18 protein-coding genes are annotated in these 23,399 nt (G+C 73.1%); 9 read left to right on the forward strand and 9 right to left on the reverse strand.

The features are described from left to right. Positions 1 to 177 precede the first annotated feature (177 nt). Positions 178 to 1,416 carry an aminotransferase class I/II-fold pyridoxal phosphate-dependent enzyme gene (locus ADK55_RS23075; protein ID WP_053681683.1) on the reverse strand — a complete coding sequence of 413 codons (1,239 nt, stop codon included), beginning with the start codon at positions 1,414 to 1,416 and terminating at the stop codon, positions 178 to 180. 277 nt (positions 1,417 to 1,693) lie between these two features. Here ADK55_RS23075 and ADK55_RS23080 point away from each other — a divergent pair, with 277 nt between their 5' ends. Next, positions 1,694 to 2,515: a methyltransferase domain-containing protein gene (locus ADK55_RS23080; RefSeq protein WP_053681685.1), complete on the forward strand. Its 822-nt coding sequence runs from the start codon at positions 1,694 to 1,696 to the stop codon at positions 2,513 to 2,515. A gap of 132 nt (positions 2,516 to 2,647) precedes the next feature. Continuing rightward, on the forward strand, positions 2,648 to 3,850 hold the full coding sequence (locus ADK55_RS23085; RefSeq protein WP_053681687.1) for a serine hydrolase domain-containing protein: 1,203 nt from the start codon (positions 2,648 to 2,650) through the stop codon (positions 3,848 to 3,850). Positions 3,851 to 3,895: 45 nt separating this feature from the next. Here the strand turns inward: ADK55_RS23085 and ADK55_RS23090 are convergent, their stop codons facing one another. The 7 genes from ADK55_RS23090 to ADK55_RS23120 form a co-directional block, all read right to left on the reverse strand. Then, positions 3,896 to 5,872, reverse strand: coding sequence for a DUF5107 domain-containing protein (locus tag ADK55_RS23090; protein ID WP_053681746.1), 1,977 nt, complete (start codon positions 5,870 to 5,872; stop codon positions 3,896 to 3,898). 102 nt (positions 5,873 to 5,974) lie between these two features. After that, on the reverse strand, positions 5,975 to 6,874 hold the full coding sequence (locus ADK55_RS23095) for an arginase family protein (RefSeq protein ID WP_053681689.1): 900 nt from the start codon (positions 6,872 to 6,874) through the stop codon (positions 5,975 to 5,977). A 4-nt stretch (positions 6,875 to 6,878) separates the two neighbouring features. After that, a complete protein-coding gene (locus ADK55_RS23100; RefSeq protein ID WP_053681691.1) occupies positions 6,879 to 7,454 on the reverse strand; it encodes a GNAT family N-acetyltransferase in 576 nt (191 codons plus the stop codon). A 35-nt stretch (positions 7,455 to 7,489) separates the two neighbouring features. Continuing rightward, the gene (locus ADK55_RS23105) at positions 7,490 to 9,481 is read right to left on the reverse strand and encodes a prolyl oligopeptidase family serine peptidase (protein ID WP_053681693.1); all 1,992 of its coding nucleotides are present in this window, start codon (positions 9,479 to 9,481) and stop codon (positions 7,490 to 7,492) included. A 13-nt stretch (positions 9,482 to 9,494) separates the two neighbouring features. Continuing rightward, positions 9,495 to 10,850 carry a M20/M25/M40 family metallo-hydrolase gene (locus ADK55_RS23110; RefSeq protein ID WP_053681695.1) on the reverse strand — a complete coding sequence of 452 codons (1,356 nt, stop codon included), beginning with the start codon at positions 10,848 to 10,850 and terminating at the stop codon, positions 9,495 to 9,497. Continuing rightward, positions 10,843 to 11,676: a M55 family metallopeptidase gene (locus ADK55_RS23115; protein ID WP_053681697.1), complete on the reverse strand. Its 834-nt coding sequence runs from the start codon at positions 11,674 to 11,676 to the stop codon at positions 10,843 to 10,845. The genes ADK55_RS23110 and ADK55_RS23115 overlap by 8 nt, the downstream gene beginning before the upstream one ends. Before the next feature lie 178 nt (positions 11,677 to 11,854). Then, positions 11,855 to 12,298, reverse strand: a complete 444-nt coding sequence (locus ADK55_RS23120; RefSeq protein WP_053681699.1) for an SRPBCC family protein — start codon at positions 12,296 to 12,298, stop codon at positions 11,855 to 11,857. A gap of 412 nt (positions 12,299 to 12,710) precedes the next feature. Here ADK55_RS23120 and ADK55_RS23130 point away from each other — a divergent pair, with 412 nt between their 5' ends. Both ADK55_RS23130 and ADK55_RS23135 read left to right on the forward strand, forming a co-directional pair. Further along, positions 12,711 to 14,294: an alpha/beta hydrolase gene (locus ADK55_RS23130; RefSeq protein WP_053681703.1), complete on the forward strand. Its 1,584-nt coding sequence runs from the start codon at positions 12,711 to 12,713 to the stop codon at positions 14,292 to 14,294. 23 nt (positions 14,295 to 14,317) lie between these two features. Further along, positions 14,318 to 14,731 carry a RidA family protein gene (locus ADK55_RS23135; protein WP_053681705.1) on the forward strand — a complete coding sequence of 138 codons (414 nt, stop codon included), beginning with the start codon at positions 14,318 to 14,320 and terminating at the stop codon, positions 14,729 to 14,731. Here ADK55_RS23135 and ADK55_RS23140 read toward each other — a convergent pair. Continuing rightward, the gene (locus tag ADK55_RS23140) at positions 14,728 to 15,348 is read right to left on the reverse strand and encodes a HEAT repeat domain-containing protein (protein ID WP_053681706.1); all 621 of its coding nucleotides are present in this window, start codon (positions 15,346 to 15,348) and stop codon (positions 14,728 to 14,730) included. The genes ADK55_RS23135 and ADK55_RS23140 overlap by 4 nt on opposite strands. A 377-nt stretch (positions 15,349 to 15,725) precedes the next feature. Between ADK55_RS23140 and ADK55_RS23145 the strand changes: the two genes are divergently transcribed. From ADK55_RS23145 to ADK55_RS23165, 5 genes are all read left to right on the forward strand, one after another. Beyond that, positions 15,726 to 17,528: a 3-hydroxyacyl-CoA dehydrogenase family protein gene (locus tag ADK55_RS23145; protein ID WP_053681708.1), complete on the forward strand. Its 1,803-nt coding sequence runs from the start codon at positions 15,726 to 15,728 to the stop codon at positions 17,526 to 17,528. Between the two features lie 187 nt (positions 17,529 to 17,715). Beyond that, complete coding sequence (locus tag ADK55_RS23150; protein ID WP_053681710.1) at positions 17,716 to 18,546, forward strand: TetR family transcriptional regulator; 831 nt, start codon at positions 17,716 to 17,718, stop codon at positions 18,544 to 18,546. Between the two features lie 414 nt (positions 18,547 to 18,960). Further along, the gene (gene ccrA, locus ADK55_RS23155; protein WP_053681712.1) at positions 18,961 to 20,298 is read left to right on the forward strand and encodes a crotonyl-CoA carboxylase/reductase; all 1,338 of its coding nucleotides are present in this window, start codon (positions 18,961 to 18,963) and stop codon (positions 20,296 to 20,298) included. Positions 20,299 to 20,329: 31 nt separating this feature from the next. Then, positions 20,330 to 22,426: a protein meaA gene (locus tag ADK55_RS23160; RefSeq protein ID WP_053681714.1), complete on the forward strand. Its 2,097-nt coding sequence runs from the start codon at positions 20,330 to 20,332 to the stop codon at positions 22,424 to 22,426. Further along, positions 22,423 to 23,397, forward strand: a complete 975-nt coding sequence (locus ADK55_RS23165; protein WP_053681715.1) for an HpcH/HpaI aldolase/citrate lyase family protein — start codon at positions 22,423 to 22,425, stop codon at positions 23,395 to 23,397. The genes ADK55_RS23160 and ADK55_RS23165 overlap by 4 nt, the downstream gene beginning before the upstream one ends. Positions 23,398 to 23,399 lie beyond the last annotated feature (2 nt).

Consider the following 23,399-nt stretch of genomic DNA (forward strand, 5'->3'; position numbering starts at 1 on the left):
GGGGCGGCGGGGCCGACGGGGGCGGGGCGGTCGAGGTGGTCGGGCCGCAGCGGTGTCCGCCGGGTCGCGCCCGATCTCGCGGCTCCCCCGGCCGCACCGGCCGCACCGGCATCCGTGCGGTCCGTCATCGGGGAGTCTCCGTCCGCCATCGGGGAGTCTCCGTTCGCCGGCGGGGGTTCACTCGGCCAACCCGCCCAGCACGGACCGCAGCCGGCCCAACGCGTCCCGTACGTGCGGCAGCTCCAGGGGATCGGGGGCCGTGAGGGCGGCCAGCCGTTCCCGCGGGTTGGCCCCGAGCAGCGGGCCCGTCGACAACCGGACGCGCAGCCCGACGGGTTCGTCCGCGAACCGCTGCCCGCCGGGCGTCGGCGAACCCAACCGGCCGCCCAACCAGTCCTCCAGTTCCATCGCGTCGCCCACGCCCTGTCGGGCCAGCCCGGCCCGCAGCGGCGTCAGGTCGGCGTACAGGTGCCGGCCGGCCTGCGGAGGGCGGGCGAGCGCCCCGACGGCGAGGATCTCCCGGTGCGCGGCGGCGGCCACGGCGCCGTGCAGGGCCGCCGCCGCGAAGGCGCGGGCGGCGACGGCGTCGGGCTCGTCGAGGGCGTGCGCGGCGGCTCCGGCGACCGGACCGGCGATCAGGGCGCCGGTGGCGGTCAGCACGTCGAGGGTGCGGGCCCGCAGCCAGGTGCCGCGGGCGGTGGCGGGGAAGCGGATCACGGCGGCGGGCCAGCCGGCGGGCAACAGCGCCCCCGACAGGTCGACGAGGACGGCGGCCTGGGCGGGGAGCATCTCGGCGGGGCTGAGGACGAGCGTGTGGTGCGGCCGGTGGACGGTGTCGCGCCAGCTCTCGTCGCTGACGACGAACAGTCCCGCCTCCTCGGCCGCCTCGCAGGCCTCGCGCAGCATCTCGGGCGGCGGCACGGTCGCGGTCGGGTCGTCGGCGACGGAGAGCAGCAGGACGCGCGGGTCGCCGCCCTCGGCGCGGACCCTCCGTACCGTCTCCAGCAGGGCGTAGGGGTCGGGTACGCCACCGCACTCGGCCGGGGTCGGCACGTGGAAGGCCCGCCGTCCCAGCAGGCGGACCTGGGGGGTCCACCAGGCGGGACAGGGTCGGGGCAGCATCACGTCGCCGCCGTAGGCGCCGAGCAGCGCGAGCAGCAGCGCCGCGGCGCCGGGTCCGGCGGCCACGTTCTCGGGCTCGGTGGGCAGGCCGCGCCGGGCCCAGTGCCGGCATGCGGCCTCGCGTACGGACGCGCCGCCGCCCGGCGGTTCCGGCGCGGAGCGGTCCGCGGCCCCGGCGAGCACGGCGGTCAGCTCGGGCAGGACAGGCAGGCCGGGCGGGGGTGCGGGCGGCACGTACCGGACGGGGCCGCGCCCCTCCGCCGTCGTTCGCTGCCACCCCGCCGTCCCCGCCATCCCCGCAGTCCTTCCCGTGCACACCACCGACCGACCATGACCTTTATACGGTTATTAGACCGGTTTCGCCCGTCAACCCCGGCACCCGAGCCGCACCGGCGGCCGAGCCTCGCCCGCAGACGCGGCGGCGCGACCGAATGGGCCGCCTCGCCGCCAGGCCCCTTGAGCCACAAGCCTGACGTCCACATGCCGAAACGCACATCTCATATGACGGGCAAGCGATTACGGTGATCACAGCGCACCCCAGAGACGAACTCGACGAGGAGGAGTCACCGCCATGAACGCCATGAAGGAGACCGCCGTCTACACGCACGGCCACCACGAGTCGGTGCTGCGGTCGCACCGTTGGCGCACCGCCGAGAACTCGGCGGCCTACCTGATCGGCGAGCTGCGACCGGGCATGGCGGTCCTGGACGTGGGGTGCGGTCCGGGCACCATCACGGCGGACCTGGCGGCGCTGGTGGCCCCCGGCGGGCGGGTGACGGCCGTCGACGCGGCGCCGGACGTACTGGGCCGGGCCCGGGCCCACGTCGCGGAGCGCGGACTGGCCGGGGTGGTCGAGTTCGCCACGGCGGACGTCCACGCGCTGGACTTCCCCGACGACTCCTTCGACGTGGTCCACGCCCACCAGGTGCTCCAGCACGTCGGGGACCCGGTGCGCGCCCTGCGCGAGATGCGGCGGGTGTGCCGGCCGGGCGGGATCGTCGCGGCCCGGGACGCCGACTACGCGGCGATGACCTGGTTCCCCGGGACGCCCGGCCTGGAGGAGTGGCTGAGCCTGTACCGCGCGGTCGCGCGCGCGAACGGCGGCGAGCCGGACGCCGGGCGGCGACTGCTGTCGTGGGCGCGGGAGGCGGGCTTCACCGAGGTGGCCGCCTCGGCCGGCGCCTGGTGTTATGCCACCCCGGAGGAGGTCGCGTGGTGGTCCTCGCTGTGGGCGGACCGTACGACGGCGTCGACGTACGCGTCGATCGCCACGAGCGGCGGCCACGCGACACCGGCCGAACTGACGACGATCTCGAAGGCCTGGCACGCGTGGGGCGCCGCGCCGGACGCCTGGTTCTCCGTCCTGAACGGCGAGATCCTGGCCCGCGCCTGACCCGCCGGTCGGGGGCGACCCGTAGGGGTGGGGTGCGGCGGCCTCCTCCCTGATCACGAGGTCGACTCCCGCACTTCCGGCCTACGTTGAGGCGGCACCTCACCCGCAGCCGACGAAGGGCAGTCCCCGCTCATGCGCCGCCTCACCACCACCGCCACCCTGCTCCTCGTCCTCGGCCTGGCCGGCTCCGTCACCGCGCCGGCCGTGGCCGCGCCCACCGGTCCCGGGCGGGGGCCGACCGCCCCGGCCGCCGGCCAACCCGACGGTGCCGCCTTACACCGCGCTCTGGACGCGGTGATCGCCCAGGGCGTACCCGGTGCGGTGGCCGAGGTGCGCGAGGACGGGCGGGTGTGGCGCGGGGCGAGCGGTGTCGCCGACCTGTCGGGCCGGCCGGCGCGGGCGGACGACCGGTTCCGGGCGGGCAGTGTCACCAAGACCTTCGTGGCCACGGTGGTCCTGCAACTGGTCGCGGAGGGCCGGATCGCACTGGACGACCCCATCGGCCGCCACCTTCCCGGACTGATACCCGCCGGAGCCGACGGCGCCGAGGTCACGGTGCGCCAACTGTTGGGCCACACCAGCGGCATACCGAACTACACGGACGTGCTGCGCCGACAGCCCGACCCGATCAGAACCCTCCAGCACAGCGCGTACACGCCCCGGGAGCTGGTCGCGATGGCCCTGCGGGAGCCGCGGGCGTTCGATCCGGGTGCCCCGGGCCACTGGCAGTACTCCAACACCAACTACGTCGTCCTGGGCCTGCTCATCGAGCGGGCCGGCGGCCACTCCCTCGGCCGGGAGATCGAGCGGCGCGTCATCCACCCGCTGCGTCTGACCGACACCCTGGTCCCGGCCGGCCCGAACCTGCCCGGACGGCACCTGAACGGCTACGAGTGGCTCGACGGCCCCGGCGCCACCCCCACGGACCTCACCGAATTCAGCGCCGGCGCCTTCTGGGGGCCGGGCAACATGATCTCCACCACGGCCGACCTCAACCGCTTCCAACAGGCCCTGTCCGACGGCCGGCTGCTTCCGCCCCGACTGCTCGGGGAGATGCGGGAGATGCGGGACACCGATCGCGCGGGACGCTCGTACGGACTCGGTGTGGAGGCGAACACCACCGTCTGCGGCACGGGCCAGGGGCCGGTCCTGGGACACAGCGGCAGCGTGCCCGGCTACAACACCTACAGCTTCGCCTCGGCCGACGGACGGCGGCGGATCACCCTCGCGGTGAACGTCGACCTCACCAAGACCAAGGGCGCGGACGAGGCCATCGGCCGCGTCCTGGCCACCGCGCTCTGCCGGCCGGCCCCGCCCGCGTACCCCGCTCCGTAGCGGCCCCCTCGCCCCCTCGTACCGCCGCCGGGGCCGGCCGCCGCCTCAGGGGGACGGCTTCGGCGGGCGCATGCGGAAGTCGTACGCGGGCGGCAGCGGGCGGTCGGTGAGCGTGGCCCACACCTCGGCCAGGGTCTCCTCGCCTTCCCGGAGGTCGGCGAGTTCGAGGCCCTCCTCGAAGACGCGGCGGGCCGCGGCCACATGGCCCTCAGCCGCGAGGAGCCGCGCCGCGAGGAGCCGGAAGCGGCCCTCCTCGCGGCGCGCCGGCCGCAGTCGGTCCCACACCGCGCGGGCCCGGTCCGGCCGGCCGGCCGCCAGCAGGGCGGTCATGGCCTCCCGCCCGAGCGCGGACTCGGCGGCCGGCCAACCGGCGTCCGCCCCGCTCTCGTCGGCCAGGTTCGCGAAGGCCTCCGTGTAGCGGTCGGCCGCCCGGTCGAGGTCGCCGGCCAACGCGTCGGCCTCCGCCAGGCACCTCAGCAGCGGCCACCGCGACGCCGCCGGCGCGAGCCCGCGCTCCCAACTGCGCACGGCCTGGGCGATGTCCCCGGCGTGCCACTGGGCCACGCCCAGGTGGTACTCGGTCAGCGGGTCGGCGGGCGCGGTCTCCAGCATGTCCCGCCAGTGCGGGGCGACCAGGCTGGGGCCGGGCGGGGCGGCGCGCCCGGGCCGGGGGAACGTCCCGGAGCGCCACAACTCCAGCCAGGGGGCCTGCTCCTCCCCCAGGGTCGATTCGTCGAAGGGGGTGCCGGGCAGCTTGAAGCCCGCGCGCAGCACCTCCAGCGCGCCCCAGCCGGAGCCCGTCGCGAGCCGCTCGCCCGGTTCGGTGTCGGCGCTGCCCCGCCAGGACTCGTACGCCGCGTCCAGCCGTTCCCGGGGCAGTGCCGCCTCCAGGGCCTCCCCGGCAGCGGCGCGGGCGGCGTCCCAGTCGCTCCCGTGCACCGCCGAGGCGTCCGCCGACAGGGCTCCGTACGCCTCCAGCCAGCTGAACTCCGCCCCGCCGTCGAGGCGTACATGTTCGAGTTGGGTGCGGGCCAGGCCGGCCTGGATCTCGGCGTAGCCGACCGTGCCCGGCTCCGTCAGCCACTCCTGCCAGCGCCGTCCGCCGGTGCCCGCGCCCCACGTGAAGAGCTTGCGGCCGCGCAACCGCCCGGTCGAACTCTGGACGAGCCCCCGCCCGTCGGCGTCGAGCGAGGCGATCCAGGGCCGGTCCGATTCCCGGACCTCGTAGAAGTAGTCGGCCGGATACGTGCCGCGCAGCGGGTACGTGCGGTCGACGCCCTCCCACTCCGGTACGGGGACACGGCGCAGCTCGCGTTCGTATCCGAAGTGCCAGGCCTCGTCCGCCGGGGCGAGGACACGGGTGCCGGCGTCCTCGGGGACCGCGATGTTGGACCACCAGTAGACGGGTGCGGGTCGCTCGTGCGGGTTGCGCACGCGGACGCCGACGTACAGGAACTCCGAGTCCTCGGGCAGCCACAGGTCCACCTGGAAGGGGGTCTCGCGCAGCCGCTCCCATTCCCACATCCGCAGCATCGTGGCGCCGTCGGGCCCGGGGACGAGCGCGGCGTGCAGGGGGGCGCAGGCGAGGGCGCCGTGCCCGGTGGCTCCGATGTTCCATTCGACGCCGCCGGAGAACCAGGCTCCGTTGAGGGCGAAGTTGGCGGGTTGGAACACCGGGTTGCGGTAGAGGAGTTCGCGTCCGGTCGCCAGGTGGACGAGGGAGTGGATCCGGCCGCCGAGTCCGGGCAGCACGGTGACGCGCAGGTGCGCGTTCTCGATGAGGATCGCCTCGTACTCGCGCCGCGCCCGCTCCCGTCCGTAACCGTCGCGGATCCGGACGGGCAGCAGCGAGCGCAGCGGCTCGTAGCCGATCTGCCGCGCCATGTCGCGGGGCAGGCCCCGGCGCGACCGCTCGTCCGGTTCGTGCACCCCGTCGGGCGCGCGCAGGGCGGGCAGGGGGTTCTCGGGGCCCAACGGGGCTCCGGGGAGGGTCAGTACGGCGCGTCGGACGGTGGTGGCCATGAGGGAATGGAACACGCCACGGGGGTCGGTGCACAGGGGTTCCGCGGATCACCACCGGTCAGGATTACGCAAAGCCCTGGCCTGCGGGTGACGCGATCGGTGTCAGGCGAACGCTCCCGCCACCAGGTCGGCGAGCAGGGCCCCCGCGCGCCCGTCGGGGTCGAGGTCCGGGTCGTAGATCGTGACGTTGAGCCCGACACAGCGCGGGGAGCGGGCCAACACGCCCAGCAGTTCGGCGAGTTCGTCGGGAACCAGTCCGTCCGCGTCGGGGCTGTCGACGGCCGGCATCACGCTCGGGTCCAGGACGTCGGCGTCGAGGTGCACCCAGAAACCGGCGGTGTCCGGCGGGTGGAGTCCTTCCAGGGCGTCCCGGGCGACGGGACCGGCGCCGCGTTCGCGGATCTCCCCGACGGTGGCCACCCGGATCCCGGCGGCGCGCAGCTCCGGGAGGTCCTCGTCCCCGTCGCGGACGCCGAACAGACGCACGTCCTCGTCCCGCAGGTACGGGCCGAGCCCTTCGAGGTCGGCGAGGTCGGCCTGGCCGCGTCCGGTGGACAGGGCCAGCTCCTCGCCGCCGGCGGCGCCGACGGGTCCGTTGACCGCGGTGTTCCCGGGGTGGCGGAAGTCCGCGGAGCCGTCGATGGCGGCCAGTCCGTACCGGCCGAGGCGCCGCATGGCCAGTGCGGCGCCGAGCTGGATCGAGCAGTCCCCGCCGAGCACGACGGGGAACTCCCCGTCCCGCAGGTGCGCCTCGATGCGGTCGGCGAGGGTGACGGTGTAGCGGGCGAGGGCGGCGGCGTGGAAGACCCCGTCGCCCTCCTTCCAGTCGCCCCGGTCGTAGCGCGGCGGCACCACGACCCCGCCCTCGCGCGCGCCGAGTCGGGCGAGGAGCCCCTGTTCCCGCAGGGCTCCCGCCAGCTTGTAGACCCCGGGTACGGTGCCGGGTGCGGGCGGGCGCAGGCCCAGGTTGGAGGGGGCGTCGAGCAACACGATGGTTCGCATGCCCTCATCCTGGGCGACGCGTGCCCCCGGGACCGGGCATTTCGGCGGTCAGGGCCCAGCGCTCGTGGTCGCGCCAGGCCCCGTCGATGTGCAGGAAGTCCGGGGAGAGGCCCTCCAGTCGGAAGCCGCGGCCTCGGACGAGGGCGAGGGAGGCGGCGTTGCCGGGCTGGACGTTCGCCTCCAGTCGGTGCAGCCCGAGGCCCTGGCCGGCGGGTGCGAAGGCGTACCCGATCACCAGGTCGAGGGCCTCGCCGAGGAGCCCCCGGCCGGCGGCGTGGGCAAAGGCGGCGTAGCCGAGGGCTCCGCACTGGAAGCCCCCGCGGACGATGTTGTTGACGTTGACGAATCCGGCGATGGCCCCGCCGGCGCGCTCGCAGACGAGGAATCCGACCCGGCTGTCGCCGTCGCCGAGCCGGGCCGCCCAGGGCTCGTACGCTTCGACGGTGTCGGGCGGGAACATCCAGGGGCGGTGCAGGGCGCGGCTCTCGTGGACGCGGGTGACGAACTCGGGTCCGTCGGCCGGCCGAAAGGGCCTGATCCCGACCCTGGCTCCCTCGTCGAGGTAGGTGACATGAGACATCGGCCCAGGCTAGAGGACCGACCGCGGCGGGTCCGTCAGGGCTCCAGCGGCAGCCTCGGCACGTCCGTCCGCTCGATCCCGAACACCTGCGCGTAGAGCGAGAGCTCCGCTTCCAGGGCGCGGACCATGGTGTCCGCGCGGCGGAAGCCATGCCCCTCGCCCTCGAAGGTCACGTACGCGTGCGGCACCGCCCGACCTCGCAGGGCGGCGAGCAGCCGTTCGGCCTGGGCCGGCGGGCAGATCGGGTCGTCCAGGCCCTGGAGCAGGACGAAGGGTGCGGTGATCCGGTCGGCGCGGGCCACCGGGGAGCGTTCGCGGCTGATCAGGTCGAGGGTCTGCGGCGGCCCGGCGAGGCCGTCGATGTAGCGGGATTCCAGGTCGTGCGTCTCGGCCGCGAAGCCGCGCAGGTCCAGCACGGGGTAGATGATCGCCGCGCAGGCGTACAGGTCGGTGGCGGCCAGGGAGGCCGCGGCGGTCCAGCCGCCGGCGCTGCCGCCGCGGATCGCGAGCCGGTCCGGGTCGGCGGTGCCCTCGGCGGCCAGGGCGCGGGCCACGGCCGCGCAGTCCTCCACGTCCACCACGCCCCACTGCTCGCGCAGCCGCTCCCGGTAGGCGCGGCCGTAGCCGGAGGAGCCGCCGTAATTGACCTCGACGACGCCGATGCCGCGCGAGGTGAAGTAGGCGATGTGCAGGTCCAGTACGGGTGGCACGTGGTCGGTGGGGCCGCCGTGCACCCACACCACGTACGGGGGCAGTTCGTCGGCGGGGGCCGGTCGGTCCGGGTGGTGCGGCGGGTAGACGTGGGCGTGGATCTCGCGGTCGTCCGGGCCGGTGAAGGTCCGGCTCTGCGGCTCGGGGTAGTAGGACGGGTCCACGGGGTCGGCCGCCCGGGCGCCGATCACCCGGGCGTGGCCGGTGGCGGTGTCGAGTTCCACCACCTCGTATCCGCTGCGCGGGCTGGCGGCGACCCCGAAGACCCGGGAGTCGCTGACGGCCAGGGTGGGTTGCCAGGACGTCCAGGGCCCGGCGGCGTCCACGAGGTCCCCGCTCTCGGGGTCGAGTACGCCGAGCACCGAGGAGCCCTGGCCGTGCAGGACGGCGACGAGTCCGTCCGGCAGCGGGGCGAGCCAGCTCAGTCCGGGCTTCCACAGCGGTCCGCCGAACTCCTCCTCGCGGGGGCACAGGTTGACGGCCTCGCCGCTGTGCGGGTCCACGCGGTACGGGTTCCACCAGCCGCCCCGGTCGCTCACCGCGAGAAGGGTCCCGTCGGGCGCCCACTCCACCTGGGCCACGGCCTCGTCGGGTCCGCCGAGCACGGTGCGGGGGGCGCCGATCGTGCCGGTCGCGGTGACCTCGGCGAGCAGCAACTCGGTGCCGTCCCAGGGCATCCGGGGGTGGTCCCAGACCAGTCGGGCCACGGTGCGCCCGTCGGGGGACAGTCGGGGCCCGGTGGTGAACCGGTGCCGGTCGTCGGTCAACTCGCGTACGGCGTGGCGGTCTTCGGCGGCCGATCCGTCCAGGGGGACAGCGGCCAGGACGCGCCGCACGTCGGTCGGCGCGGGTCCGGTGAACTCCTCCAGCACGCACCAGACCTCGTCGCCGCGCAGCACCGGGTCGGCCCAGCGCAGTCCTCCGCCGACCGTGCCGACGGGGGTGAGCGGTCGGGGGGCCGGGGCGCCGGGCGCGTCCGGTTCGTACGCGTACAGCCTCTGGTCGGCGAAGTGGACGAAGACCAACAGCGGTCCGCCGCAGTGCCGTTCGACGCCGGCCCAGGGGCGCCCGCCGTACTCGGTGACCCTGCTGCGGACGTTCCAGGGCGCGGGCAGCACGGGCCGTTCGGGCCGGCCGTCGGCGGGGCGCCGCACGAGGGTCCGGCGACCCTCCTCCTCCGGCCGGGGCTCGGTCCACCACACCTCGGGGCCGATCGTGCCCACGTACTCGGGCCGCCCGTCGAGTGCGGCGGCGAGCGCGGCGTCGATGGGCGAGGGCCAGCCGCCGTAGGGCCGGGACGGGGTGAGCGGCGCCATCACCGGGTCCCCGTCACAGCGCGCGCAGGGCGCGGTCGAGGACGCGGACGCCGAAGTGCAGGGCGTCGACCGGGACCCGCTCGTCCACGCCGTGGAAGAGGGACCAGTAGTCGAAGCCGGGCGGCAGCCTGAGCGGGGAGTAGCCGTAGCCGGTGATGCCGAGCCGGGAGAACTGCTTGGCGTCGGTGCCGCCCGCCATGCAGAACGGGACCACGTGTCCTTCGGGGTCGAAGTGCTCGACGGCCTCGCGCAGGATCCCGAAGGTCCGTCCGTCCACGGGGGCTTCGAGCGCCACCTCGCGGTGGTGGAACTCCCAGTGCACGTCGGGGCCGGTGAGCGCGTCGAGGGTGGCGATGAACTCCGCCTCCCCGCCGGGGAGCGTGCGGCCGTCCACGTAGGCGGTGGCCTGGCCCGGGATCACGTTCAGTTTGTAACCGGCGCTGAGCATGGTCGGGTTGGCGCTCTGTCGCACGGTGGCCTGCACGAGGGCGGCGGCCGGGCCGAGCGCGGCGAGCAGCTCCGTCAGGTCGAGGTCCTCGCCGCGCGGGTCCACCGACAGGCCTTCCAGGGCGGCGAGTTCGGTGATGCAGGCGATCACGGTGTCGGTGAGGCGCACCGGCCACTCGTACGAGCCGATCCTGGTGACGGCGGCGGCGAGGCGACTGACGGCGTTGGCCCGGTTGGGCTTGGATCCGTGCCCGGCGGTGCCGTGCGCGGTCAGTTTCAGCCACGCGGTGCCCCGCTCGCCGGCGGCGATCGGGTAGAGGGAGCGGCCCGGGGCGGGGTGGACGGTGAAGGCGCCGGACTCGCCGAGCCCCTCCGTACAGCCCTCGAAGAGCTCCGGGTGGTGGTCGGCGAGGAAGCCCGCCCCGTCGATCGCGCTGTCCTCCTCGTCGGCGGTGTAAGCGATCACGATGTCGCGGCGCGGCTTCACGCCCGCCCGCGCCCAGGCCCGTACGACGGCCAGCACCATGGCGTCCATGTTCTTCATGTCGACGGCGCCGCGGCCCCAGACGACGCCGTCGCGGATCTCGCCGGAGAAGGGGTGCACGCTCCAGTCGGCGGCTTCGGCGGGCACCACGTCGAGGTGGCCGTGGACCAGGAGGGCGTCGGCTCCGGGGTCGCTGCCCTCGATCCGGGCCACCACGTTGGTGCGGCCCGGGGTGCGTTCCAGCAGGATCGGGTCCAGGCCGGCGCCGGCGAGCCGTTCGGCGACGTACTCGGCGGCCGGTCGCTCGCGGCAGTCGCCGCCGCCGCGGTTGGTGGTGTCGATGCGGATGAGGCCGGAGGTGTAATCGACCACCTCGTCGAGTGCCGTCGGGTCCACGGCTTCGCAGGGGCGGGTCTCCGTTGCGTGCATGTCAGCCATACTGCTCCTCCACAGCCGCCGAGACGACCGTCGTGACCGCCTTGAAGGTCCGGATCCCCTCGTACATCGTCTCGTTGGTGTACGCGACCCTGCGTTCGCCCGAGCGTTCGACGCCGGGAACCACGGTGGCGGCCAGACCCAGATGCTCGGCGTCGAACTCCAGTTCCACCGTGAACGGTCCTCCCACCACGGGCTCGTGGCGGACCGCGAGGGCGACGGCCTCCGTCGCCGCGGCCCGGATGTCGGCGGCGGTGCGGGCGGGCGTGCGGCAGACGGCCGCGTACCGCGAGACGTGGTCCTTGACCGCGACGGTCACCGCGTCCGGGGCGTAACCGGCGGCGTCGACACAGGTCAGGTCGTCGCCGGTGACGAGGATGACCGGGACTCCGTACTCGGCGACGACGTGGGCGTTGAGCAGCCCCTCGCCGGCGCGCACACCGTTGACCCAGACACCGGTGATCGAGTTCGCGAGGTAGGTGTGGGCGAGGACGCCTTCCGTGCCGGCCCCCGTGTGGTAGCCGACGAAGGCGACGCCGTCCACGTCGCCGTACTGGACGCCCTCGACCATGGAGAGCGACTTGTGCCGGCCGGTGAGCATCTCGGCGCGGGCGTCCAGCTTCTCCAGGAGCAGGTTCCGCATGGTCCAGTGGGCCTCGTTGACGAGGACCCGGTCGGCGCCGCCGTCGTAGAAACCGAGCACGGCGGCGTTCACGTCGGAGGTGAACATGGACCGGCAGCGCTCCCACTGGGGGGTGCCGGGCAGCACGTCGGCGGGCCAGGTGACGCCGGTGGCGCCTTCCATGTCGGCGGAGACGAGGATCTTCATCGGGTCCCCCGGTGGGTCGGGTCGCGTCCCCGGTGGACCGGGCCGCGGACTCCTCACCCTAACCGCCCGGGCCTCTCCCGCCCCGGGGGCCACGCCCGGGTTCCGGCGGCTCACCCCCGGACTGAAGACCACCCGAACCGGTGAGCCGCCCGGCGCCGCCGGCGGGCAACGGCCTTGCTCAGCCCTCGACTTCGCCGGCCAGGTTGGCGAGCAGGGTGTCGTGGATGCGGGCGAGGCCCTTCGGGGCGAAGGTGCGCTCGAAGAAGCCGCCGATGCCGCCCGCGCCGTTCCAGACGGTGCTGACGACCACCTTCGACCTGCCCTCGCCGGCCGGGGTCACCGTCCAGGTGGTGACCATGGAGGAGTTGCGGTCCTTCTCCACGAGCCGGCCGTCGATGGGCTCGGTGACCTCCAGCAGGCAGTCGCGCACCCGCTTGCTGGTCGCCTGGAGCTTCCAGTGGACCAGGGTGCCCGCGCCGTCGCCGCCCTCGCGCACCTCGTACTCGCTGTAGTGCTCGGGGAGCAGCTTGCCCCGGGTCCCCGAGTAGTCCGCCAGCGCGTCGAACACGGTCTCCGCGTCAGCCGCGATGATCCGCTCCGTGGTGGCCTCGACCTGCGCCATAGCTGTTCCTCCAGCAGTTGTGTCCGCTCGTCGCGGCTAGACAACCACCTCCGGGGCGGGGGCCCAAATCCGGGGGCGGAGGCGAGCTGGACCGCGGTGGGCGAAGAGTTCCCGCCGGCCGGCCGATTTCCGTCCCACGCGCTCACGGGAACCTCGCACCGGATCACCCGACACGTCCACGAACCCGCGGCGGAGTACGGCATCGGCCCCTCCCGCCGGGGAGGGTCCCGCCGGATCCCGATGCCCGAACGACCCGCCGAGGCGACGCACGCCGGTCCGACCCGGCTCACCCTCCTGTGATCCCGGACGGCCCCTGAAGGCTCATCACATCGGACCAATCGGCAGCCCAATCCCGCATTCCGGCCTTGGTTTCCTGGACGATTCCGCCCAGAACCCTCGGCTGGGAGGCCCCATGCTGCACCCCGTGACCAAGCGCGGACCGCTGAAGAAGCGCGCCGCCGTCCTGCTGTCGATCTCCACCGTGGCCGCCGCCCTCGCGAGCCCGGTCACCGCCGCCCCGGCGGCCGCCACGGCCCCGACGGCCCCGGCCCTGCGCTGGACCGATTGCAAGACGCCCCGCCACCCCACGCTCCAATGCGCCTCCCTCAAGGTCCCGCTCGACCACGACCGGCCCGCCGGCCGGCAGATCGCCCTCGCGCTGACCCGCGTCCCGCACACCTCCGCGACGTCCCGGGGACCCCTGTTGGTCAACCCCGGTGGCCCCGGCGGCAGCGGGCGCACCCTCGCCGGGTACATCGCCTCCGCGCTGCCCAAGGACGTGGCCGGCTCGTTCGACGTGATCGGCTTCGACCCGCGCGGCGTGGGCAAGAGCGAGCCCGCCCTGGACTGCGGCGCCGGGCACTTCACCCCCGTGCGCCCCGACTCCGTGCCCCTGGACCGGGCGACCGAGCAGGCCAACCTGGAGCGGGTCAAGACCTTCGCCGAGTCCTGCCAGACCAAGCACGCGGACGTGCTCCCGTACATCGGCACCGTGTCGGCCGCCCGCGACCTGGAGGTGCTGCGCACGGCGCTCGGCGCACCGAAGCTCAGCTACCTGGGGTACTCCTACGGGACCTATCTGGGCGCCGTGTACGCCCGGCTACACCCGGACCGGGTCGACCGGCTGGTGCTGGACTCCGTCGTGGACCCGGCCGGCGTCTGGTACGAGGACAACCTCGCCCAGGACCAGGCCTTCGACGCCCGCCACAAGGCCTTCCTCGCCTGGGTGGCCCGGTACGACGAGAAGTACCGGCTCGGCACCGACCCGGCCCGGATCGAGGCGCGCTGGTACGAGATGCGAGACGCGCTGCGCGCGGCGCCGGCGGGCGGCAAGGTGGGCCCCTCCGAACTGGAGGACACCTTCATGCCGGGCGGCTACTACAACGGCTACTGGCCCCACCTCGCCGAGGCCTTCTCCGCGTACGCGGTGGACAAGAACCCCAAGCCGCTGGTGTCGGCCTACGAACGGTTCGGCGCGGTGGAGCCCTCGGCGGGCAACAGCTACAGCGTCTACACCGCGGTGCAGTGCCGGGACTCGGCCTGGCCCCGGAACTGGAACCAGTGGCGCGCCGACATGTGGCGCACGCACGCCAAGGCACCCTTCATGACCTGGAACAACGCCTGGTACAACGCCCCCTGCGCGTTCTGGCCGACGGAGCCCCTGCAGGCCCCGGACGTGACCAACACCGAGCTTCCCCAGGCCCTGCTGTTCCAGGCGACGGAGGACGCGGCGACCCCGTACGAGGGCGCGGTCAGCATGAAGGGCAAGCTCAAGGGCGCGGCCCTGGTGGTCGAGCAGGGCGGCGGCAACCACGGGATCGTCCTGAGCGGCAACAAGTGCCTGGACGAGAAGCTGTCCGCGTACCTGCGTACCGGCAAGGCCGCCGACGCCACCTGCCCCGCGCAGCCCGCCCCGACGCCGGCCGCCGCGACGCGCGCGGTCCCGCCCTCGGCCGGCGGGGCGGCCCTGCACGGCCTGCTGGGCTTCCGCGGCTGAGCCCGGGAGGGCAGGATCGGCGCATGACCACACCCCGCACCGACCACCTCACCCGCGTCGCCGCACCCGAGGGCGTCGGCCCGAGCCCCCAGTACAGCCATGTCGTCTGGGGCACCGGCCGGTTCGTCGCGATCTCGGGGCAGTGCGCCTTCGACAAGGAGGGCGGGGTGGTCGGCGTCGGCGACGCCGCGGCGCAGGCCCGTCAGGTGTTCGAGAACCTGCGGCGCTGTCTGGCGGCCGCCGGCGCGAGCTTCGCGGACGTGGTGAAGCTGACGTACTTCGTGACGGACGTCGCGCACCTGCCGGCGGTACGGGACGCCCGGGCCGCCGTCATCCCGGCGGACCGCCTCCCGGCCTCCTCGGCGGTCCAGGTCACCGCCCTGGTCCACCCGGAACTCCTCCTGGAGATCGAGGCCTTCGCGGTGGTCCCGGTCTAGGCCGGCTCCCTCGGGTCCCGGTCGACCCGCTCCGGGCCGGCCGGCTCCTTCGGGTCCCGGTCGGCCGGGGCCAGTCGGCGCAGTGCCTCCGTCGCGGCCACCGCCAGGCGGGGGTGGGACTGGGCGCGGGCGAGGACCTCCCGGGCGCGGGGGTCGGCGAGGGCTCCCAGGCCCTCCACGCACGCCAGGGCGACCCTCCAGTACGGGTCGTGGGGCGAGAGGAGCCGGGACAGCGTGCGGATCAGCGCCGGCGCCGACTCGGGGGCGCGCAGCGCCGCCAACAGCCGGACCGGGTGGAGGGCGTAGGCGGTGCGGAGGTCGTTCGTCGCCAGGGCGGCCGCCGCCCGGGCCGTGCGCGGGTCCCCGAGGACGGCCAGCGCCCGCGCGGCGGCCTCGCAGCGCGGTGGGTCGCGGTGGTTGAGGAGCAGCACCAGCGACTCGAAGGCCCGCCGGTCCCCGGCCAGCCCCAGCCGGTAGGCGGCCAGCTCGCGGGCCCACAACGGCAGGCCGGCGCGGGTCAGGGAGGCCGCCAGCGCGTCGGGGTCCGCCGCGAGCAGCTCCTCGTACTCCGCCGACTGCCCCGACTCGGTCCGCAGGCGCTCCAGCACGTCGTTCACCCGGCCAACCCTAGGGGGACGGGGCCGCCGCCACGCCGGGTTCCCCGAGATGTGCGCACCCCTGATGATCGATGATCGATGATCGGTACATTTGGGCGTTACAGGTCACATCTCCGCGCTATGGCGCGCCAGTTACCGGCGAGTTACTCTCGCTTCAACACGTACGGGGCCGGCCTGGTGACGCAGCCGCCTCGTACCAGTCGGTTCAATACCCCAGGTACCCCAGGTACCGCATGTTCGTGTTCGGCGTGATCCCCGGGACAGGATCCGCCGCTCCACGCCCCCTCTTCGGGCATCTCGTGCGGAAATTCCGGTCCGCGTGCCGTGCGGCCGCGCGCCTTCCCTCAGTCGTCACCCTCTTCCACTGGAGTCCCGCGATGGACCTTCCGTCCACGTCCAGTCAGTCCACCCTGCAGACCGTCGCCGTCGTCGGCCTCGGCACCATGGGCACCGGCATCGCCGAGATCCTCGCCCGGGCCGGCCGCGAGGTCATCGGCATCGACATCAGCGACGCCGCCACCCGTCGGGCCGGCGCCGCCCTCGCGGCGGCCACGGCCCGCTCCGTCGCCAAGGAGCGGCTGACCGAGGCCGAGCGCGACGGCGTGCTCGCCCGCTTCCGCACCTTCACCGAGTTGAGCGCGGCCGCCGACGCCGACCTGGTGATCGAGGTGATCCCGGAGGACTACGCGCTCAAGCAGCGGCTGTTCCGCGAACTCGACGCGATCGTCCGCCCGGACACGATCCTGGCCACCGGCACCAACGCCCTGTCGGTGACCCGGATGGCGGCCGAGTCCCAGCGCCCCGAGCGGGTCCTGGGCCTGCACTTCTTCAACCCGGCGCCGGCGATGAAGCTCGTCGAGGTCGTCTCCTGCGTGCTCACCTCCCCGACCGCCGTCGAGGCCGTCACCGAGCTGGCCCGCGAGCTCGGCAAGCAGCCCGTCGCGGTCGGCGACCGGCCCGGATTCGTGGCCGACGGCCTGCTCTTCGGCTACCTCAACCAGGCCGCCGCGATGTACGAGTCGAAGTACGCCTCCCGCGAGGACATCGACGCGGCGATGCGGCTCGGCTGCGGCCTGCCCATGGGTCCGCTGGCCCTCCTCGACCTGATCGGCGTGGACACGGCCCGGACCGTCCTGGAGGCCATGTACGCCTCCTCCGGCGACCGGCTGCACGCCCCGGCCCCGATCCTCGGCCAGCTGGCCGAGGCCGGCCTGACCGGGCAGAAGTCCGGGCGCGGGTTCTACACGTACGAGGCCCCGGGCAGCCAGGTCGTCGTCCGTGACCTCCAGACGCCGCTGGACGGTTCCCTGCTCGGCTCGGGTCGACCGGTCTCCTCGGTCGGCGTGGCCGGTTCGGGGACGATGGCGAGCGGTATCGCGCAGGTCTTCGCGCAGGCCGGGTACGCGGTCGTGCTGGCGGCCCGCAGCCAGGAGAAGGCGGTGGCCGCCAAGGCCGCGATCGGCAAGTCCCTGGGCCGTGCGGTGTCCAAGGGCAGGCTGACCGAGGCGGCCGCCGCCGAGACCATGGAGCGGATCACGCCGGCCGGCTCCCTGGACGCCTTCGCCGAGGTGGACCTGGCGGTGGAGGCCGTCGCGGAGGACCTGGCCGTCAAGCAGGAGCTGTTCGCCGGTCTGGACAAGGTCTGCAAGCCGGGCGCGGTCCTGGCGACCACCACCTCCTCGCTCCCGGTGATCGCGGTGGCGCGGGCGACCTCGCGTCCGCAGGACGTGATCGGCATGCACTTCTTCAACCCGGCTCCCGCGATGAAGCTGGTCGAGGTGGTCCGGACCGTCCTGACCGCCGACGACGTGCACGCCACGGTCCGGGAGGTCTGCGCGAAGGTGCGCAAGCACCCGGTGGACTGCGGGGACCGGGCCGGGTTCATCGTGAACGCGCTGCTGTTCCCGTACCTGAACAACGCGATCAAGATGGTCGAGCAGCACTACGCGAGCCTGGACGACATCGACGCCGCGATGAAGCTGGGCGGCGGCTACCCGATGGGGCCCTTCGAACTCCTCGACGTGGTCGGCCTGGACGTGTCGCTGGCCATCGAGAAGGTCCTGCACAAGGAGTTCCGCGACCCGGGCCTGGCCCCGTCCCCGCTGCTGGAGCACCTGGTGGCGGCCGGCTGCCTGGGCCGGAAGACCGGCCGCGGTTTCCGTGAGTACGCCCGCCGGTAAGCCGAGCCGGGACCGGCGGACACCCGAGCCGGATGCGTGGGGAGGGCTGCTCGGGCCTGCCGGACCCTCACGGCAGGCGAGCCCTCCCGACGAGCACTGTGTGCGCAGTGCGGGCTCTCCCCCGCATCCCTCCCCGCCCCACCCCCCTCAGGCGCGCTCTCCTGCGCGAATGAAGTACTTTCGCTCTATGTCCCAGCCCGCCAAGACCTCGCCCCGTGCCGCCGCGACCTCCGACGCCCCGGAGAGCACGGCCGGCACCAAGGCGGCCGCGCAGCGGCTCAAGATGCGCCGCGAGCTGGCCGCGGCCGCCATGGAGCTGTTCGCCACCAAGGGGTACGAGGCCACGACGGTCGACGAGATCGCCGCGACCGCCGGGGTGGCGCGCCGGACCTTCTTCCGGCACTTCCGTTCCAAGGAAGAGGCGATCTTCCCGGACCACGACGACACCCTGACCCGCGCCGAGGCCGTGCTGGACGTGGCCCCGGCGCACGAGCACCCGCTCGACACGGTGTGCCGCGGGATCAAGGAAGTCATGAAGATGTACGCCGCGTCGCCGGCGGTGTCGGTGGAGCGCTACCGGCTCACCCGCGAGGTGCCGGCGCTGCGGGAGCGGGAGATCGCCTCGGTGGCCCGGTACGAGCGGTTGTTCACGCGCTACCTGCTCGCCCACTTCGACGAGCAGGACCACCACGACGGCAATGACGATCCGCTGCTGGCGGAGGTGGCCGCCTCGGCGGTGGTCACGGCCCACAACCACGTGCTGCGGCGCTGGCTGCGGGCGGGCGGGCAGGGGGACGTGGAGGCGCAGCTGGACCACGCCTTCTCGATCGTGCGCAAGACCTTCGGGTCGGGGATCGGCGCCGGCCGCACCGCGGCGGGCCCGCCCGCCGCGCCGGCGGCGGCCGTTCGCGCGCAGGGTGAGGTGCTGGTGGCGGTGGCCCGTACGGACGCCCCCCTCGACGAGGTCATGCGGACCATCGAAGAGGCGCTCAGGAACAAGCGGGACAGCACGCCGTAGTCGCAGTCGCACCAGTCGCAGTCATCACGCCGATTACCCGCGTCACAGTGGCCGCTCCCATTCCGGGGGCGGCCATTTGCGTTTGTCCGGCTTGTCCCTACTCGCGGGTAACACTGATCGATCATCGCTCATCTGCGCAGGTCAAATAGCAAATGAGAGAAAGTTTTGGCACGCGGTGCCTTGCTGAGTGACACGGGGTGCCATACGTTGAATCTCGTCCGGATGTCCCCGCGGTCCTCGCCCACTCGGCACGAACCGCGCCCCGGATGCCTGCGTCACCAGGCACCAGCACGCCTCACCACGGGCGTCGCAGCACCACCGCATCGCCGAACCGACGGCACACACACCACACCCGTTCCGCGCACCCGCGTATCCCTCAGCGCACCCTCATCAGCGCTCGCCGGAGGCAACACCGTGAAGGACATCCTGGAAGCGATCCAGTCGCAGGCCGCCACGCCCGCCGACTTCGCGGCCCTGCCGCTCCCCGACTCGTACCGCGCGATCACCGTGCACAAGGACGAGGCGGGGATGTTCGAGGGGCTCACGACCCGTGAGAAGGACCCCCGCAAGTCCCTGCACCTGGACAACGTCCCGGTGCCGGAGCTCGGCCCGGGCGAGGCCCTGGTCGCCGTCATGGCCTCCTCGGTCAACTACAACTCCGTGTGGACCTCGATCTTCGAGCCGGTGTCCACCTTCAGCTTCCTGGAGCGCTACGGGCGCCTCTCGGACCTCAGCAAGCGCCACGACCTGCCGTACCACGTCATCGGCTCCGACCTCGCGGGCGTCGTCCTGCGCACCGGTCCCGGCGTGAACTCCTGGCAGCCGGGCGACGAGGTCGTCGCGCACTGCCTCTCGGTGGAGCTGGAGTCCTCCGACGGCCACAACGACACGATGCTCGACCCCGAGCAGCGCATCTGGGGCTTCGAGACCAACTTCGGCGGCCTGGCGGAGATCGCCCTCGTCAAGTCCAACCAGCTGATGCCCAAGCCCGACCACCTCAGCTGGGAGGAGGCCGCCTCCCCCGGCCTGGTCAACTCCACCGCCTACCGCCAGCTGGTCTCTCGCAACGGCGCCGGCATGAAGCAGGGCGACAACGTCCTGATCTGGGGCGCCAGCGGCGGCCTCGGCTCCTACGCCACCCAGTTCGCGCTGGCCGGCGGAGCCAACCCGATCTGCGTCGTCTCCAGCGACCAGAAGGCGGACATCTGTCGGTCGATGGGCGCGACCGCGATCATCGACCGCAACGCCGAGGGCTACAAGTTCTGGAAGGACGAGCACACCCAGGACCCCAAGGAGTGGAAGCGCTTCGGCAAGCGCATCCGCGAGCTGACCGGCGGCGAGGACATCGACATCGTCTTCGAGCACCCCGGCCGCGAGACCTTCGGCGCGAGCGTCTACGTCACCCGCAAGGGCGGCACCATCACCACCTGCGCCTCGACCTCGGGCTACATGCACGAGTACGACAACCGCTACCTGTGGATGTCGCTCAAGCGCATCATCGGCTCGCACTTCGCGAACTACCGCGAGGCGTGGGAGGCCAACCGCCTGATCTCGAAGGGCAAGATCCACCCCACCCTCTCGAAGGTCTACTCCCTGGAGGAGACCGGCCAGGCCGCCTACGACGTCCACCGCAACCTCCACCAGGGCAAGGTCGGCGTCCTCGCGCTCGCCCCGGAGGAGGGCCTGGGCGTCCGCGACCACGAGTTGCGCGCGACGCACCTCGACGCGATCAACCGCTTCCGTAACGTCTGAGATCGTTCAAGGGCCAAAGGGACAGCCTGAGATGACAGAGCGCCAGAAGGACCGTCCGTGGCTCATGCGGACGTACGCCGGCCACTCCACGGCCGAGGCGTCCAACGAGCTGTACCGCCGCAACCTCGCCAAGGGACAGACCGGCCTGTCGGTCGCGTTCGACCTGCCGACGCAGACCGGCTACGACCCCGACCACATCCTCGCCCGCGGCGAGGTGGGCCGGGTCGGGGTCCCGGTCTCCCACCTGGGCGACATGCGGAGGCTGTTCCAGGACATCCCCCTGGAACAGATGAACACCTCGATGACGATCAACGCCACCGCCATGTGGCTGCTGGCGCTCTACCAGGTGGCCGCCGAGGAGCAGGGCGCGGACATCGCCCTGCTCCAGGGCACCACCCAGAACGACATCGTCAAGGAGTACCTCTCGCGCGGGACGCACGTCTTCCCGCCGGGGCCGTCCCTCCGCCTGACGACGGACATGATCGCGTACACGGTCAACCACATCCCGAAGTGGAACCCGATCAACATCTGCTCGTACCACCTCCAGGAGGCCGGGGCCACCCCGGTCCAGGAGATCTCGTACGCGATGTCGACCGCCATCGCCGTGCTGGACTCGGTGCGCGACTCGGGCCAGGTGCCCGAGGAACGCTTCGGCGAGGTGGTCGCCCGCATCTCCTTCTTCGTGAACGCGGGCGTCCGCTTCATCGAGGAGATGTGCAAGATGCGCGCCTTCGGCCGCATCTGGGACAAGGTCACCCTGGAGCGCTACGGCATCGACAACGCGAAGCAGCGCCGCTTCCGGTACGGCGTCCAGGTCAACTCCCTGGGGCTGACCGAGGCCCAGCCGGAGAACAACGTCCAGCGCATCGTGTTGGAGATGCTGGCGGTCACCCTCTCCAAGGACGCCCGCGCCCGCGCCGTGCAGCTGCCCGCCTGGAACGAGGCGCTGGGCCTGCCCCGGCCCTGGGACCAGCAGTGGTCGCTGCGCATCCAGCAGGTCCTCGCGCACGAGAGCGACCTGCTGGAGTACGAGGACATCTTCGCGGGCTCGACCGTCATCGAGGCCAAGGTGGACTCGCTGGTGACGGAGTGCCTGGCCGAGATCGACCGGATCGAGGAGATGGGCGGCGCCATGGCGGCCGTCGAGTCGGGCTACCTCAAGTCCCAGCTGGTCTCCTCGCACGCCGAGCGGCGGGCCCGGATCGAGGACGGCGAGGACAAGATCGTCGGAGTCAACTGCTTCCAGCAGACCGAGGAGAACCCGCTCACCGCCGACCTGGACGGCGCCATCATGACGGTGGACGGGGCGCTGGAGGCGCAGACCGTCGAGCGCATCGGCCGCTGGAAGGCCGAGCGTCAGGAGTCCTCCGACCGGCAGGGCGGCGGCGACCCGTTCGTCTTCCCGACGGTGCGCCAGTCCCTGGACCGACTGAAGGACGCCGCCGCCGGGACCGAGAACCTGATGGAGGCCACGCTGGAGTGCGCCCGGGCGGGCGTGACCACCGGCGAGTGGGCCGGCGCGCTGCGCGAGGTGTTCGGCGAGTTCCGCGCCCCGACCGGGGTCTCCTCGGCCCCGGTGGCGGTCGCCGCCGAGGCGGGCTCCCCGATGGCCCTGGTCCGCGCGAAGGTCTCCCGTACGGCCGACGAGCTGGGCTCCGGCCGGCTGCGGCTGCTGGTCGGCAAGCCCGGCCTGGACGGTCACTCCAACGGCGCCGAGCAGATCGCCGTCCGGGCCCGCGACGCCGGCTTCGAGGTGGTCTACCAGGGCATCCGGCTGACACCCGAGGAGATCTCCTCGGCGGCGCTGGCCGAGGACGTGCACTGCGTGGGACTGTCCATCCTGTCCGGTTCGCACAGCGCCCTCGTCCCCGACGTGCTGGAACGCCTGCGTCTGGCGGGGGCGGGCGACATCCCCGTCATCGTGGGCGGCATCATTCCGAATGCCGACGCGGTGACACTGAAGGCGGCCGGCGTGGCCGCCGTGTTCACCCCCAAGGACTTCGGCATCACGGAGATCATCGGACGTATCGTCGACGAGATCCGCAAGGCCAACAAGCTCCACCCCCTTGACGACGCCGACATCGTCGACACAGCTGACATCGCCGAAAGCACGGAGGTCCCCGCATGACCACGCCCACTTCCCCGGTCAACCGGCTCCGGCCGCGCCGCTCCTGCCTCGCGGTGCCGGGTTCCAACCCCCGGTTCCTGGAGAAGGCCCAGGGCCTGCCGGCCGACCAGGTCTTCCTCGACCTGGAGGACGCCTGCGCCCCCCTCGCCAAGGAAGGCGCCCGCCACACCATCGTGGACGCGCTGAACCAGGGCGACTGGACGGGCAAGACCCGGGTCGTGCGTGTCAACGACTGGACCACGCACTGGACGTACCGCGACGTCATCACGGTCGTCGAGGGCGCGGGCCAGAACCTCGACTGCATCATGCTCCCGAAGGTCCAGGACGCGCAGCAGGTCGTGGCGCTGGACCTGCTGCTGACCCAGATCGAGAAGACCATGGGCTTCGAGGTCGGCAAGATCGGCATCGAGGCGCAGATCGAGAACGCCAAGGGCCTGGTGAACGTCGACGAGATCGCCGGCGCCTCCCCCCGGCTGGAGACCATCATCTTCGGCCCGGCCGACTTCATGGCCTCGATCAACATGAAGTCCCTGGTCGTGGGCATGCAGCCGCCCGGGTACGGGGCGGACGCCTACCACTACATCCTGATGCGGATCCTGATGGCGGCCCGCATGCACGACCTCCAGGCCATCGACGGCCCCTTCCTCCAGATCAAGAACGTGGACGGGTACCGGGAGGTCGCCGGCCGCGCGGCCGCCCTCGGCTTCGACGGCAAGTGGGTGCTGCACCCCGGCCAGGTCGACGCCGCCAACGAGGTCTTCTCCCCCTCGCAGGAGGACTACGACCACGCCGAGCTGATCCTCGACGCCTACGACTGGTGCACCTCCGAGGCCGGCGGCAAGAAGGGGTCGGCGATGCTGGGCGACGAGATGATCGACGAGGCCAGCCGCAAGATGGCCCTGGTCATCTCGGGCAAGGGCCGCGCCGCCGGGATGCGTCGCACCACCAAGTTCGAGATCCCGGAGGCCTGATC

The organism is Streptomyces sp. WM4235, from assembly GCF_001279725.1.
GTDB lineage: Bacteria > Actinomycetota > Actinomycetes > Streptomycetales > Streptomycetaceae > Streptomyces.